Source organism: Frankia sp. AgKG'84/4 (genome assembly GCF_023242965.2).
Taxonomy (GTDB): Bacteria; Actinomycetota; Actinomycetes; order Frankiales; family Frankiaceae; genus Frankia.
Genome location: NZ_JALKFU020000072.1, coordinates 1 through 15,395 on the forward strand (window position 1 = coordinate 1; position 15,395 = coordinate 15,395).

Consider the following 15,395-nt stretch of genomic DNA (forward strand, 5'->3'; position numbering starts at 1 on the left):
CCAAGGCAGGTGACGCCACGTTCCTCGCCGAACTGAACCGCGCCGCCTCCTACAGCGGCTGGCAGAACAGTGCCGGGCCGAACAGCGGCGGGCTGGCCGGTGGCGAGCCGGACGAGTGGGGAGACGACGGCTCCTGGACCGCGGCCGAGGTGGACGCGGCGCTCGCCCCGGCCGCGCGGGACACGGCCGCGCGACGCCGGCTGGTCTCCGACCTGCTCACGACCTGGTTCGCACACACCTATCGGGATCTGCGCGAGGACGCCGAGGGGTTCATCTCCCTCGACGCCGGCCTCGCCGAGATCGCCCGGCACGCCAAGGACCTCGGCTACGACGCGGTCATCCTGTTCCTCGACGAGTTGATCCTGTGGCTGGCGAACAACATGGGTGACCAGGCGTTCGTCTCCCGCGAGGTGCAGAAGGTCACGAACTTCGTCGAGGGTGGGCTGGGCGCCCGGGCCGTTCCGATCGTCAGTTTCATCGCCCGCCAGCGTGACCTGCGCGAGCTGGTCGGCGAGCAGGTCGCCGGGGACGTCCGGCTGAGCTTCCTCGACGTCCTGACTCTCGCCGACGGCCGCTTCGACAAAATCATTCTGGAGGACCGCAACCTCCCCCTGATCGCCAACCGACGGCTGCTGAAGCCGCGGAACGCCGACGCCGCGGCGGCGATCACAAAGGCGTTCGAGACGACGGCGAAGGTCCGCGCCGAGGTGTGGGAGACGATGCTCGGCGGCAGCGCCCAGATCGGCGCCGACCGGGACGCGTTCCGGCTGTCCTACCCGTTCAGCCCGGCGTTCATGGACACCCTCGTGCACGTCTCCTCCGCGCTGCAGCGCAACCGGACGGCGCTGAAGCTGATGCGCCAACTGCTCGTCGACCATCGCGGCGACCTGCGCCTCGGCCAGGTCGTCCCGCTCGGTGACCTGTGGGACGTCATCACCCGGGGCGCCGACACACCGTTCACCGACGTGCTCAAGGCGGAGTTCGACGCGGCGCAGAAGCTCTACGGCCGCCGGCTGCGCCCCTACCTGCTCGACGCGGAGAGCCTCGACGAGGAGGCGTTGGCCCAGGTCCGCCGCGCGCAGGCCACCGGCGCCGCGGTCGACCCGCTGCTCGCCACCAAGGTCCGCCGGTTCACCGCCGATGACCGGCTGGTCAAGACGCTGCTGCTCTCGGCACTCGCCCCGAGCGTCCCCGCGCTGCACAACCTCACCCCGCGGCGGCTGTCCGCGCTCAACCACGGCAGCATCACCAGTCCGATCCCGGGCGGCGAGGCCGGTCAGGTCGGCAAGAAGATCGAGCGGTGGGCCGGCCAGTTCGGCGAGATCAAATACCTGCCCGTCGACGGCGGCGACCCGGGCGTCGGCCTGGAACTCGTCGGCGTCGAGGTCGACAGCATCCTCAACTCCGCCGTCGGCTACGACAGCGCCGGCAACCGCCGGGCTCTCGTACGGCGCATCCTCGTCGACGAACTGGGGGTCACCGTCACCGGCGACGCCTTCGGGGACCGGCTCGACCTCGTCTGGCGCGGCAGCAAGCGCTCCGCCGAGGTCATCTTCGCCTCCCTGCGCGGCGCGGAGCTACGCGACGACCAGCTCGCCCCCCTCGACCCGGAGTCCTGGCGGCTCGTCATCGACTACCCGTTCGACGACGCCGGCGAGCCGCCGGTCAACGCCAGGGCCCGGATCGAACGGCTGCGCGGCTCCGGCGTCCAGCATCGGACCGTCAGTTGGATTCCGGCTGATCTCACCGCGGCACGCCTCACCGACCTGGGGATCCTCGTCCGCCTCGACCACCTGCTCGCCGGCGGCGGCCACCGGTTCGACAGCCACGCCCAGCATCTGAGCGCCGATGACCGGCAGCGGGCCCGCAGCGTCCTGAAAAGCCGTCACGACGCGTTGCTCACCAAGACGAAGACGACGCTGCGCTCGGCCTACGGGCTCACCTCCAAGGACGAACACGACGTCACCGCGGATTTCCACGACCATCTGCGGTCGTTGTGGCCCGGGCTGAATCCGACGCTGCCGCTCGGGGCGTCGTTTCGCGACGCGGCGCGCCGGCTCGTCGGCGATCTGCTCGCCGACCAGTTCCCCGGCCACCCGGATCTCGACCCCGACCAGACCGGTGTGCCGGTCAAGCTCGCCGATCTCAAGCTGGTCCTCGGCTATGTGACGCGGGCAGCCGAAGCCGACGGGGGGTCCGTTGAGGTCGCGAAGGGCGACCGCGGGCCGGTGCGGCGGATCGCCCCGGCGCTCGGGCTCGGCGTGATGCACGAGGTGCGCTTCGAACTGGGCCGCGAGTGGGTCGACCACTTCGCCCGGCGCGCCGCCCAGACCGCACTCGACGCCGGCCCGGGCTCTGGCTCTGGCGCGGCTGGCTCGGGCTCGACGGGCTTGGGCTCGGGCTCGACGGGTTCGGGCGCCGCTGGTTCGGGCGCCAGCGAGCTGCGGGTCGCCGATCTGCTGCGTTGGATCGACGATCCGCGGGCGCGGGGCCTGGACGACAACGTCGCGCACCTGGTCGTCGCCGCGTTTGCCGAGCAGACCGACCGGGCCTGGTACCGCTACGGCGGGCTGCTGACGCCGCCGCCCGAGCTGAGCGCGATCACCAAGGACATGGCGCTGCGCGAGCAGCCGCTGCCCGACCCGGCCGAATGGGCGCAGGCCGGCGAACGCGCCCAGGCGCTGTTCGGGGTGCGCCCTCCGGCCCTGCTGAGGGGCCGGCTGCTGCGCGCCTTCACCGAGGAGCTGGTCGCGGAGGCACGGCTTCGCTGGACGGCCAGCCAGGACCTGGTCGATGCCCTGGAGGCGCACGCGGTCGAACTCGGTCTTGATCCGCACACCGGCACCGCCGCCGCCGGGCCGGCGGGCGAAGCCACCACCGGCGGCCGGCTGCGCACCGCACGGGCCGCCCGTGATGTGCTCTCGGCCCTGGACGACGCCAAGGCCGGCCCGCAGATCGTGGCGCGCCTCGCGCGTGCCGACCTCGCCGGCTCCTCGGAGCGTCTCCTGGTCAGCATGAGCCACGCCACCAAGGTCACCGCGGCGATCAGGACGGCGCCCTGGGACGAGACGTTCGGCGTCGTCGCCGGCCTGCCCGAGCCGTACCAGGCCGAGGCCCGCGAGATCCTCGATCGGATCCGGGCCGTCGGCGCCGCCGACGAGAACGCGATCAGCCCGCTGGCCACGGTGCTCGGCGATGCCCGTGCCCGGGGGACCGCGCTGATCCGCCGCGCCACCCAGACCGCCGTCAGGCCTGGCGAGTCGAAGCCGCCCGCCACCACGCCGCAGATCGTCCAGCCACCGATCATCACGCCACCGATCGTCCAGCCACCGACCAGCGCCACCCTGGTGCCCGGTCCCCGGCCGACCGCGCACAGCGTCCGGCTCCCACTCCCCGACGGCGGTCCGGGCCTGCCCACCGGCACGGAGACGGACCGGGACGGCCGCACCGACACCGGGACGCAGCGGCAGTGGCGAGTCCGCGCCGGCGACCTGGACCAGGCCCTGGCCGAGCTGCGCGCCCACGTCGGCGACCGGCCCGGCGAGATCGAGATCGTCTGGCGGCCGACGCCGTGACCGACCCGGAGACCACGGCGGGCGGCACGGGCACCGGCGTTCCTCGGGTGACCCCGGCCGTCGTGCTGGGCCGGGTCGGCAGGCTGCACCGCGCCACCCACACCAACCCCGGTGGCCAGCCGCGTGTCCTGCTGGTCCGGGCCCAGCCGGACTGGCCGGCCCCCACCGAGCTGGCCGTCGGCGGCCGGCCCGTGCGGGTGGTGGCCTGCGTGTCGCCACTCGCGGTGCTGGAGGAGCTCACCCGCTGGACCCGCCAGCCGGTCGAGGACGGCTGGCTGGTGCTGCTCACCGACGCCGACGAGGAGCGGCTGGGCGACACCGTGCTCGCGCAGGTCCACCAGCAGCGGGTCGACGTCATCGAGCCGTGGGCGGCGGTGCTGGAGGACTTCGGCGCCACCCGGACCGACCCCCGGCTGCGCGCCCCCGAGGATCGCTGGGTCGTCCAGGCTCTCCTGGAGGCCCGTCCACCCGCAGGCTGGCCGCGCCGGCCCGGTGGACTGCTCAGCCGCGAGGACGCGCTCGCCGAACTCGCCGCCGTCCGGCTCGGCCTGCCCGAGTACGGTCTCGGCGCCGCCGACCTCGACATCGCCACCATGCTGCGCTGGACGACCGTCCCCGCCGCCACCGAGGCGTTTCGCCGGCTCGGCGACCACGAGCGTGCCGGTCTCACCGCCTACCTCGGTGAGCGCACCGGACGCGCCGGGCGGACCCTGCTCGCCCTGGTCACCGCCGGCAACGGCGACCGGGCGCTCGCCCTGGGCCTGGTGTGCGACTGTCTGTGGCCCGGGCCAGACCCGAACACGTCCGCCCGACCGGCCGGCGTGGACGCCGCGGCCGTCGAGCGGGCCAAGGTTCGTGTGGAACGCTACTTCGGCGACGCCCGGCTCGACGAGACGGCGATGCGCGCGTTCGCCGACGCCAGTCGGGAGGTCGTGGCGACCGCGCTCGCGCCGACGCGCCCGGGTACGAGCCGGCTCGGTCTCACCCCCGGCGCGACGTCACTCACCCTGCACCCGGATGACGAGATCCCGGCCCTACTCGACACCGCCGAGCGCCTGCTCGACGAGCTCGACGGGCAGGCCGCCGGCGCCGCGAGTGACCTGCTACGCACCGGGTTCCACCATCGGCTCTTGTTCGTCGCGACAACGATCCGCGACTTCCTGGTGTCCGCCGAGTCCGGCGTCGACCGCGCGCTGCTCGCGACCGCCGCGCACGACGTCGTGACCGCCGTCGGCTCACTGCGCGCGCATCTGCTGGCCAGCATCGACCGTGCCGAGGTCGAGCGGGCGGCGATGGCGGCGCGGGTCGTGGGCTGGCTCGCCACCCAGCCCACCGGTTCGCTTCGCGCCGACCCACCCGCCCCACCTGGCGCGGCGCGCGCGAGCCGGAACCGATCGGGCGGGCCGATGACCCTGCCCGCTGCCCTCGACGCCCACCTGGATGACTCGGCCTGGGCCGACGTCGCGCTCAGCCACCTGGCGAGCGGCGAGCTGGCGCCCGCGGTCGGCACGGTGTACGGGGACCTGTTCCGCGTCGCGGCCAGGCGACGGCGTGCCCTCGACGCGGGTTTCGCGCGGCTGCTCGCCGACTGGACGGTCGGTGTGCCCGGGCCCGGTGCGCCGCTGCTCGTCGAGGAGATCCTCGACCGGGTCGTCGCGCCGGTCGTGACCGCCCGCGGCGGGCGGCGGGCCCTGCTGGTCGTGCTCGACGGTTTGAGCGCCGCTGTCGCCACCCAGCTCGCCGCCGAGCTGCGCCGTGACCGCTGGCAGGAGTACGACCCGCTCGGCGCTGCCCGCGCGGATCAGGCCGCGGGTGAGCCGACCGGCTCCGACCGGCGGCGGGCCGCGGTCGCCGCGCTGCCCACCATCACCGCCACCTCGCGGACCTCGCTGCTCGCCGGCAGGCTGACCAGCGGCGACAAGGCCACGGAGAAGGCCGCGTTCGAGCAGCACCCGCGCTGGGGCAGGCACCGCGCCCGGCTGTTCCACGACGCGGAGCTGGCCGGCGTACCGGGCGCCCCGCTCGACCAGGACCTCACCCAGGCGCTGGCCTCCGAGACTCCACTGGTCGCCGTCGTGATCAACACCGTCGACGACACCCTCCACAAGGGTCGACCACGCGACGACGGCTGGAGCCTGGCCGACTTCGGCAGGCTGCGCGCGGTGCTGGCCTACGCCCGCAACGCCGACCGCATCGTGATCGTGACCAGCGACCACGGCCACGTCATCGACCACGGCGCGACGGAGCTGGCGGCGACCGACGCCGTATCAGCACGGCATCGGGTCCCGGCCGCCAGCGACGCCACGGCCGGCGACGGCGAGGTGGAGCTCGTCGGGCCGCGGGTGCTCGCGCCCGGCGGACGCATCGTCGCACTGTGGGATCCGACGCTGCACTACCTGGGCCGCAAGGGCGGCTACCACGGCGGGGCGTCACCGGCCGAGGTGACCGTCCCGGTGCTGGCCTTCCTGCCGTTCCGGCTCTCGGCGACCTCCGCGAGCCGGGACCTGCCACCCGGCTGGCGCGCGCTGCCCGATCAGCGCCCGCGCTGGTGGTCCCTGCAGGGTCCTGATGTGATGTCCCGCCTCGGCGGCGACACCGTCAGGGTCGGCGCGCGCGCCGCCGGTAGCGGGGTTGCCGCCGCGGTGGCGGAGACGGCCCACCTTCCCCGTCGGCGCCGCAGGCCCACGGAGGAACAGAGCGGCCCGGCCCTGTTCGACCTGCCCCAGCAGACCGCCAGCGCGGCCGAAGCGGGTGCCGGCCCCGCCGCACCCGTTGACAGCTCCGGGCCGCTGGCCTCCTCCGCTGCCGCTGGACGCGACGATGCGGTCGACCTGCTCGTCGCCGGGCTGATGGCCTCGGAGCTGTTGCGGTCCCAGCTCAAGGGGCTGGCTCGGCCCCTCTCGGTGGACAAGGTCGAGGCGGCGGTACGGGCGTTGCTCGCCGCGAACGGCACGCTGGCGACACTCGTCGTCGCCGAGCGGGCAGGCGAGATCCCCCGGCGGGCCAGCGGGTTCGCAGTGAATCTGCGCCGGCTTTTCAACATCGACAACTATGCGGTGCTGGACGAACTCGACGACGGCCACACGCTGCGGCTCAACGTCGACCTGCTGCGCCAGCAGTTCGGGTTGCCCCGGTGATCGGCCGCGCCGCGAGGCCGCGGGGCACGGGGAGACCGCGGGGCACGGGGAGGCCGCGGGGCACGGGGAGACCGCGGGGCACGGGGAATCGGCCATGAGCGGCGAAGGCGTCAGCGCGGCGCGGCGGCGAGATGTGCTGGACGCGCTGCGCCGTGGCGCAGTTCCCGCGGCCGGGCTGGACCTGCTCGCCGTCGGCCTGGACCGGTTCGAGCAGGCAGCCGCCGAGGACATCGCCGCGGTCGCCGCCGGCGGCTCGGTCTTCAAGGCGGTCCGGGGCGAATACGGCGCCGGGAAGACGTTCTTCACCCGCTGGCTCGCCGAACGTGCCAAGAAGGCGGGGCTTGCCCTCGCCGAGGTGCAGATCTCGGAGACCGAAACCCCGCTGCACAAACTGGAGACCGTCTACCGTCGTCTCACCGAACGGCTGACCACCGCGACGTTCCCACCCAGCGCGCTGCGCCAGGTCGTCGACGGCTGGTTCTACGCACTGGAGGAGGACGTCCTCGCGACCGACAGTGCGACGGGTGAGGACACCGAGGCGCTGGACCGGGCCGTGGCCGAGCTGGTCGACCGGCGGCTCGCCGATGTCGGCCGGACCGCACCCGCGTTCGCCGCCGCGCTGCGCGGATATCGGGCCGCGCTCGCGGCCGGCGACGAGGCGACAGCGGCGGCCGTGCTCGCCTGGCTCGGCGGGCAGCCGCACGTCGCGGCAAGCGCCCGGCGCGCCGCCGGCGTGCGTGGCGACCTGGACCATTTCGGGGCGCTCGGTTTCCTCCAGGGGCTGTTGTTGGTGCTGCGCGACAGCGGCTTTCGCGGCCTGCTGGTCGTCCTCGACGAGGTCGAGACTCTCCAGCGGGTGCGCTCCGACGCACGGGACAAGGCCCTGAACGCGCTGCGGCAACTCATCGACGAGGTGCACAGCGGCCGGTTCCCGGGGCTGTTCCTGGTCATCACCGGGACGCCGGCCTTCTACGACGGGCCGCAGGGCGCGGCGCGCCTCGCGCCGCTCGCGCAGCGGCTGGCGACCGATTTCACCGTCCACCCGAAGTTCGACAATCCGCGGGCCGTGCAGCTGCGGCTGACCGGGTTCACCGAGGCGTCGCTCGTGGAGCTCGGCGGCCGAGTCCGCGGCCTGTACACGGCCGGGACGTCTGACGAAGCGGCGGCGCGCATCGGAGTTCTTGTCGACGATGCCTACCTCGCCCATCTGGCCAGGGCGGTCGCCGGGCGTCTCGGTGGGAAGGTCGGGGTCGCGCCCCGGCTGTTCCTGAAGAAACTCGTCGGCGATGTCCTCGACCGCGTCGACCAGTTCGACGACTTCCACCCGCGCCGCGACTACCCGCTGACCATCACCTCGGCCGAGATGAGCGACCTGGAACGCAACGCCGCCGTCACCAGGGCCGATGACGTCGACCTGGATCTGGGGTGACCGAACCGGAACCACCGGCGCCCACCGATGGCACGGACGTCGTCGACCTGTTACACCCGGTCGTGCTGCACCACATCGTGAACACCCTGCAATGGCCGGGGCTGCGGCCGTTGCAGGAGGCCGCCGTGGAACCGCTGCTCGCCGGGTCGGACGCGCTGCTGCTCGCGCCGACAGCCGGGGGGAAGACCGAGGCCGCCGCGTTTCCCGTGCTGTCGCGGATGGCGGCCGAGAACTGGCAGGGAACGTCCGTCCTCTACCTGTGTCCGTTGAAGGCGCTGTTGAACAACCTCGCGCCGCGGCTGGACGCCTACACCGGCTGGCTCGGCCGCCGCGCCACCGTCTGGCACGGAGACATTCCCGAAAGCCGCCGGAACAGGATCCGCCGCGAACGCCCCGACGTTCTGCTGACCACGCCCGAGTCGCTGGAAGCGATGCTGGTCAGCGTCCGCACCGACCATCGCGCCTTCTTCGCCGGTGTCCGCACGATCATCATCGACGAGGTGCACGCGTTCGCCGGCGACGACCGCGGCTGGCACCTGCTCGCGGTCCTCGAACGCCTGCGACGCATCATCGATGCCGGTACGGCGTTACAGGTCATTGGCCTGTCGGCGACGGTTGGGAATCCACAGGAGCTGGTGCGCTGGTTGCAGGGTTCCCGCGCCGGCCACCGCCCGGCCCGGGTGATCGCCCCCGGCCTCTCGGCGGCCCCGCCCGGGGGGCCCTCCAGCCCGCCCCTCGCCATTTCGGCGCAGGCTGCTGCCACGCGGGGCGCACCACCGGCCGGCGAGATCGAGCTGGATTTCGTCGGTTCGGTGTCGAACGCGGCAAAGGTACTCGCGGCCCTGCACCCGGGCGAGAAACGCCTCGTCTTCTGCGACTCCAAAAAGACGGTCGAGGAACTGGGCCAGACGCTGCGGTCCCTCGGCGTCACAACATTTCTCTCGCATGCCTCGCTGTCGGTCGACGAACGGCGCCGGTCGGAAGAAGCGTTCACCCAGGCCCGGGACTGCGTGATCGTCTCCACCAGCACCCTCGAACTCGGGATCGACGTCGGCGACCTCGACCGTGTCATCCAGATCAACGCCCCGGCGACGGTCGCCTCGTTCCTGCAACGCCTCGGACGCACCGGTCGGCGGCCGGGTACCACCCGCAACTGCCTGTTCCTCGCCCTGTCCGAAGACGCCCTCGTCCACGCCGCCGGGCTCCTGCTGCTCTGGGGTCGCGGCTGGGTAGAGCCTGTCGTTCCCCCGCCGGAACCGCGCCACATCGTCGCCCAGCAACTGCTCGCCTCCTGTCTGCAGGAGAACCGGGTCGGCGACCAGACATGGGCCGATGAATGGAATGGGCTCGCCCCCTTCGACCGTTCCGCCGAGCCCCTCGTGCGACACCTCGTCCGCATGGGATATCTGGACTCCGACGGCGGCATGCTGTTCATCGGGCCCGAGGCCGAGCGCAGGTTCGGCCACCGCCATTTCGCCGAGCTGACCGCGGTCTTCACCGCCGCACCCGAGTTCACCGTCCTGTCCGGCCGCGACGAGATCGGGCGCACCGACCCCGTCCTGCTCACCGACGAGGTCGAGGGCCCGCGGATGCTCCTGCTCGCCGGCCGCAGCTGGCGCGTCACCCACATCGACTGGAAACGCCGGCGCTGCTTCGTTGAACCCGCCGATCGTGGCGGCCGGGCCCGCTGGCTGACCTCCAGCGACGGGTCCGTGTCCTTCACGATGACCAGAGCGATGCGCGAGGTCCTCCTCGGCGCCGACCCAGCAGTCCCCCTCACCCGCCGCGCCCAGGAGCGGCTCGCGGCCGTCCGCGCCGACCATTTCCACGCCGTTCACCCCGGCGGAACGATGATCGTCCGTGCCGCCGACCTGACGGACGTCCGCTGGTGGACCTGGGCCGGGACACACGCCAACCGCACCCTGACCGCGAGCCTCGGCGACCTCGCCGATCCACTCCAGGCCACCACCGCCGCCTCCCTGCGGCTACGCACCGACCTGACCCCGCAGCTGTGGAAGTCCGCGACGGCGCACCTCGAAAGCCGCCTCTGCCTACCGCACGTCACCGACGAGGCCCTGGCCGGACTGAAGTTCAGCACCGCCCTGCCCCGACGCCTCGCCGAAGCAACCCTCGCCACCCGCCGCGCCGACCTCCCCGCCGCCGCCGCAGTCCTCCGAGAACCCGTCCGCTTCACGCTCCTACCGGCCTGAACCCGGCGGGAATCACGTGGGTTCAGGAAAGTTTCGCTGCTGCACGCCGGCCGAGAAACAGGTTGCCGTCCTCGCCAGATTTCCCTACGTCCGGCGCGTGAATCTTCGCCATGAAGGGGCCCATGACCGAGCGCCCGCGCGGGACGTCATCATGCGGGCGTTCGGCGGTGAGCATGGCGAGGTCGTGGCGGACCTCGTGGACGACCTCCGCGCCACCATCTCGCCCGGCGAGGGCCTCTCGCTTGTCTCCAAGTACGACGGCGCGATCGTCGGCCAGGCGATGTTCACCCCGTGGCACGACGCAGTAGGTCTCCGCGAGCCCACGACGGAGACGGTTACCTAGAAGCGGTAGGCGTAGTCGTCGTAGCCTGCGGGGAAGATCGTGTAGCTGGCGGAGCGGAGCAGCTCGCGGGCGGGTTCGAGATCATTGCCAAGGTGGCAGGCCTCGCAGATGATGTGGTGCGGCGCCCACGGCTTCGAGAAGCCGATCAGCGTAAGGACACAGGGTCGCGAGCCTCATGACCTGGACGTCGATCTCCTCGATGCGCGTAGACGAACCACGCCGTCAGGCCGGGCGCATCACCAGGCAGCTGCTGACGGCGGTGGCGTAGAGCCGGCCGGCAGCGTCGGTGAGGCGGCCCTCGGCGAGCGCGGTGCGCCGGCCGAGGTGGGTGACACTCGCCTCGGCCGTGATCTGCCCGGTCTGGATGGTGACGGGGCGCAGGAACTTCAGGGTCAGGTCGAGGCTGGTGTAGAAGACCCCGGCGGGCAGCAGGCTGTGCACGGCGCAGCCGCAGGCGGAGTCGAGCAGCGTCGCGAGGACGCCGCCGTGCACCGTGCCCAGCGGGTTGTAGTGGAATTCCCGCGGCGTGAGCTGGAACGCGGCGCTGCCCTCGCCGAAGGTGGCGCCGTCGAAGTCCAGCATCCGCATGACCGGCGGCGGGGGCAGCGTCCCGGCCTGCCAGGCGGCGAGCAGCTCCGCTCCGCTGCGGCCGGCGCCGGCGGCCGCGATCTCGCCGGGGTCCTCCCAGGCGAACGTCCGCTGCCGCGCGGGATCACCCACCGGTTCCGCGCTTAGGTGCGCGGCGGAACCTGCTGTCGTGCCGGCATCGGGCAGCGTCGTCATGCGCCCACGCTAGGGCAGCTGGGTTTCAGAACGCAACCTATCCGCGTACGCTGCGGTGGTGATGCCGTTCACCGCCTACGACAGCGAGACCTGTTCGATCGCCCGCACGCTCGCGCTCGTCGGCGACCGCTGGTCCCTGCTGGTGCTGCGTGACGTGGCCAGCGGCGTCCGCCGGTTCGACGAGCTGGCCGGTCATCTCGGCATCGCCCGCAACGTGCTGTCCGAGCGCCTGCGCCGCCTCACCGACGCGGGCCTGCTCGAGCGGGTCGCCTATCGGGACGAGGGCGTCCGCGCGCGGCACGAGTACCGCCTGCACGGCCCCGGTCGGGAGCTCGTCGTCATCCTGGCGGCGTTCCTGACCTGGGGCGACCGTCACCTCGCCGGCCCCGAGGGCCCGCCGGCGCTGCTCCGCCACGCCGACTGCGGCGCCCCGGTGCACCTCACCCTGAGCTGCGACGAGGGACATGACCTCGGCCCCCGCCCGCGCCTGCGCCTCGAACCCGGCCCCGGCAGCCGCCCGCGCCCCTGACCTCGGATGCTCAAGGGGATGCCGACGGCACGGACGTCTGCCGGCGGCACGGACGTCTGCCGGCGGCACGGACGGCCGTCGGCGGCACGGACGGCCGTCGGCGGCACGGACGGCCTCGGGAGACGCGGTGAGCGGCGGCTCAGTTCTCGGCCGCGTAGGCGCGCAGGAAGGTGTCGACCGCGGACCGGGCCAGGACGTCGATCTCCTCGACGGGTATCTCACGCGTGCCCATCCGCGAGCGGGTCTCCGCCGGGCCGGTCAGCAGAGCGAGGAGCTGGTCGGCGGCCAGGGCCGGGTCGCAGGTACGGATCCGACCGGTCAGCGACAGTCGGGCGAGCCGGTCGGCGAGTGCCTCGGCGAGATGCACGGAGGTCCGCCCCTGGACGGTGTCGATGAGGTCGGGAAAGCGGGCGACCTGCCCGTACGTCAGCCATCGCAGCGCCCGGGACCGCTCGCCGCAGCACACCTGGAGCAGCGCGCGGGCAACGTCCTCGAATGCCGCGCGCAGGTCGTCGCCGGGGGCGCGCAGCCGGTCGAGGACATCGACGCTGGCGGCCAGCACCGATTCGGCCGCGGCTGCCATCGCCAGCCGGAACAGTTGTTCCTTGTCCTCAAGATGGCTGTAGACGGTGGTCTTCGCGACGTGCGCCGCGTCGGCGATGTTCTTGACGCTGGCCTGCTCGTAGCCCTGGCTGGCGAAGACGGTGAAGGCGGCGTCCAGGATCGCCTGCCGCTTGTCGATACGCCCACGGGAGGCCGTCCGGGCGGCGGGCGCCCGCACTGTGCTCACGGTGCCATCGTAATGGCGGCCGGATCGCGTCAACGGTCCGTGCGACGGCCCCCGCCCGGCGCGGCGCCGGTGGCGACGAGGCCGGCCGCGGGGCTGACGCGGCGGCGGGCGATGAGCCACTGCCCGCCGTCCTGGCGGTAGGTGTCCTCGACCAGGCCGATGGTGGTCCAGTCCGCCGGGCGGTGCCGGCCGCTGACCGTGCGGGTCGCCGCCCAGTGCCAGACCGTGGCGTAGCCGGTGAGTCGAGGCTCCCCGGAACTCCAGTCGATGTCCGCCGGCGCGCTGGTGTGCGCGACGGTGGGGCTGGCGAGCCGGAAGGCGGCTCCCCCCGGCGGCCGGCCGGCGACCATGAATGCGACGAACTCGTCGCGGCCGGCGAAACGCTGCGGTGGGCCGGGCATGACCCGGTACTGGATGGACGCGTCGGCGGTGAAGCAGCGCTGCCCGAGCCGCTCGTACTGGGCGAGGTCACTGAGCCGGAAGAAATGAAAATAGGTGCGGCGGATCGCGCTGTCGGCGGCCAGGCGGTCGAGGACAGCACTGAGCTCCGCCGCCGGCGCCGCGGACGTTGATGGGCGGGTGGGCGTTGCCCCGCCAGCGGGCTTGCTGGGAGTGCTGTGCATGGGGCCTCCTGTCCGGTACTCGCCGATGGGTCAGCGGAAGTGGCCAGCGGGTGCCGGCGGCGGTGAGCCGGCCGCGACCAACCCGGCGGCGGGCGTGACGCGGCGGCGGGCGATGAGCCAGCGCCCGTCGTGGCGTCGGTAGACGTCCTCGACCAACCCGACCGCGGTCCAGTCGGCGGGGCGCAGGGCGCCCAGACGGGCCCGCGCGCTGAACCAGTGCCAGGCGGTGACGTAGGCGGTCAGGGTGGCCTGGGCACTGCGCTCCCACTCGACGGCCGCGAGTCCGGGCACGTGCGCGACCATCTCCGACGCCGGGGCGACCCGTTCACGCAGGTGGCGGGTGAACTCATCGTGGCCGCGCAGCCGGTGCGGCGTCGGAAGCCCGAACTCCAGCTCCGCGTCCGGGGTGAGGCACCGCTCGGCGACGGAGTCGTACGCACGCTGATCGACGAGCCGGAAGGAGCGGGTGAAGGTCCGCAGGACCTCGCGTTCCGCCTCCAGCCGGGCCACCCGGGCCGCCAGGCCGTCCGCCGCGCGGTGCGCACCGGCGGGTGCGCCGCCCGGGCCCACCGGACCGTCGCCTCTCAGCGTGCCGTCAGCTGTCACCGTGTCGTCAGCTGTCACCGTGTCGCCGGCAGTGGGTGTGCTCTGGCCGGTCATGTGGGGCCGCCTTTCGATCTGGACGAACGGGTGGACGCCGCCAGGCGCGTCGGCTTCCCGCCGACGGGTCCGGCCCCCCGGGTGCCGACGTGCAGGGGCGGATCACGGCACCGATCGCCAACCAGCATGACTGGAATATCATACCGCCCGGTCCAGAAATACGGACACTGAAGTTCGAACCCGCCCCGCGGAGAGCTCCGAGCTCCGGTCGGAGGACGCGGCAGAGCAGCGCGCTAGTCCGCGGTGAGCGCCAGAATGTAGGTGCCCGGATGGGTCGCACCCGACTGGTCGAGCACCGGCCCGCCGTCCCAGGGCAGCGAAGTCGGCGTGGTGGTGTCCGGCGGGGTGACGAGGACCCGCACGACGTCATACGCACCCGCGTCCCCGGGCCGCACCGGCAGATAGCGCATGGTGGCGCGGGCCGTGCCACCTGGTGCCAGCACGATCCTCTCGGGCCGCACGATCGAGGAGCGGACCAGGTCGAAGTAGTGGGAGCCGTTCCCGGCGACCAGCTCCACACCGGGAAATCCCGTCATGGCGCAGCCGCCCGCGGTGTGGTTCGTCAGGATGATCGGCCGCTGCCGCTGACCCCCCTCGGCGACGCTCGTGGGCCCGAACGCGACATCGAGGTCACCCGCGGCACAGCGCCGCACCGCGGCCGACCCGCCGACGCCGCCGCCCGCGCCCTCCACCGTCCGCGCGGTACCGGCGGGCGCCGCGGAGGTTGGGCTCGCGCGCACCGCCGAATCCGCTGCCGACTCCGCTGCCGACGGAGCACGGTCGAGGCTCGAGGACCCACCGCACGCCGCCAGCACCACGGTCAGCCCGACCACGACCGCCACGGCGGCCCGGACCGCTCGACGTCGCATGTAAAGCCTCCATCACCCTCAGCCCAGGACCTGACCCGCAACAATCCCCCGGCGCGTGCCGCCCGCCGGGCGTCACGACACTTCGCAGCGTACGTTCAACGATCCGCTCGGCACGGTCGGCAGCACGACAGTCCGCACTCCTCTTCCCGCCTTCCGGCTGTCCTTCCCGAATCCCACCGGCCTCCGTGATGACAGATTCCGCAGCGGCCCCACGGCTGGATCGCCGTGATCCATGCTAGGGTTCCCGTGTACCACTGGACCCACCGTCTGTCTCATCAGACGGGCCGGCCAGGTATTGAATGTGACGCCATCGGGGGGCGTGTCATGCCAGCTCATTTTTTGATTAATCCTGCGCAGGATGCGGTTAGATCTGCCTTGTCGAGATGTTCTCGGCCCTCATCCATCGCCGTTCAGAAATTTCTTCAGATCACGGTCGCCTGCACCCTG

General features: G+C 72.9%; 11 protein-coding genes. 6 read left to right on the top strand and 5 right to left on the bottom strand.

The window, feature by feature from the left end:
• The 5 genes from MXD58_RS07540 to MXD58_RS07560 form a co-directional block, all read left to right on the top strand.
• Positions 1 to 3,575: BREX-2 system ATPase PglY family protein (locus tag MXD58_RS07540; RefSeq protein WP_250609144.1), on the top strand; the 3,575-nt coding region annotated here is incomplete at its 5' end.
• Positions 3,572 to 6,712, top strand: a complete 3,141-nt coding sequence (gene pglZ, locus MXD58_RS07545; RefSeq protein WP_248836868.1) for a BREX-2 system phosphatase PglZ — start codon at positions 3,572 to 3,574, stop codon at positions 6,710 to 6,712. The genes MXD58_RS07540 and pglZ, both read left to right, overlap by 4 nt.
• A 94-nt stretch (positions 6,713 to 6,806) precedes the next feature.
• Positions 6,807 to 8,141: a BREX system ATP-binding protein BrxD gene (gene brxD / locus MXD58_RS07550; protein WP_248836869.1), complete on the top strand. Its 1,335-nt coding sequence runs from the start codon at positions 6,807 to 6,809 to the stop codon at positions 8,139 to 8,141.
• Positions 8,138 to 10,351 carry a DEAD/DEAH box helicase gene (locus MXD58_RS07555; protein WP_248836870.1) on the top strand — a complete coding sequence of 738 codons (2,214 nt, stop codon included), beginning with the start codon at positions 8,138 to 8,140 and terminating at the stop codon, positions 10,349 to 10,351. The genes brxD and MXD58_RS07555 overlap by 4 nt, the downstream gene beginning before the upstream one ends.
• 151 nt (positions 10,352 to 10,502) lie before the next feature.
• Positions 10,503 to 10,694, top strand: coding sequence for a hypothetical protein (locus MXD58_RS07560; RefSeq protein ID WP_250609145.1), 192 nt, complete (start codon positions 10,503 to 10,505; stop codon positions 10,692 to 10,694).
• 222 nt (positions 10,695 to 10,916) lie between these two features.
• Here MXD58_RS07560 and MXD58_RS07565 read toward each other — a convergent pair whose 3' ends face one another.
• The gene (locus MXD58_RS07565) at positions 10,917 to 11,477 is read right to left on the bottom strand and encodes a PaaI family thioesterase (protein WP_248836872.1); all 561 of its coding nucleotides are present in this window, start codon (positions 11,475 to 11,477) and stop codon (positions 10,917 to 10,919) included.
• A gap of 61 nt (positions 11,478 to 11,538) precedes the next feature.
• On the opposite strand from MXD58_RS07565, the gene MXD58_RS07570 reads away from it, so the two are divergent.
• Positions 11,539 to 12,006 carry a winged helix-turn-helix transcriptional regulator gene (locus MXD58_RS07570; protein ID WP_248837007.1) on the top strand — a complete coding sequence of 156 codons (468 nt, stop codon included), beginning with the start codon at positions 11,539 to 11,541 and terminating at the stop codon, positions 12,004 to 12,006.
• Positions 12,007 to 12,145: 139 nt separating this feature from the next.
• Here MXD58_RS07570 and MXD58_RS07575 read toward each other — a convergent pair whose 3' ends face one another.
• The 4 genes from MXD58_RS07575 to MXD58_RS07590 all read right to left on the bottom strand — a co-directional run bounded on the left by MXD58_RS07575 (position 12,146) and on the right by MXD58_RS07590 (position 14,948).
• A complete protein-coding gene (locus tag MXD58_RS07575) occupies positions 12,146 to 12,796 on the bottom strand; it encodes a TetR/AcrR family transcriptional regulator (RefSeq protein WP_248836873.1) in 651 nt (216 codons plus the stop codon).
• Between the two features lie 29 nt (positions 12,797 to 12,825).
• Positions 12,826 to 13,419 carry a nuclear transport factor 2 family protein gene (locus MXD58_RS07580; protein ID WP_248836874.1) on the bottom strand — a complete coding sequence of 198 codons (594 nt, stop codon included), beginning with the start codon at positions 13,417 to 13,419 and terminating at the stop codon, positions 12,826 to 12,828.
• Positions 13,420 to 13,449: 30 nt separating this feature from the next.
• Positions 13,450 to 14,079: a nuclear transport factor 2 family protein gene (locus tag MXD58_RS07585; protein WP_248836875.1), complete on the bottom strand. Its 630-nt coding sequence runs from the start codon at positions 14,077 to 14,079 to the stop codon at positions 13,450 to 13,452.
• A gap of 233 nt (positions 14,080 to 14,312) precedes the next feature.
• Positions 14,313 to 14,948, bottom strand: a complete 636-nt coding sequence (locus MXD58_RS07590; protein ID WP_248836876.1) for a DUF4232 domain-containing protein — start codon at positions 14,946 to 14,948, stop codon at positions 14,313 to 14,315.
• Positions 14,949 to 15,395: the final 447 nt, after the last annotated feature.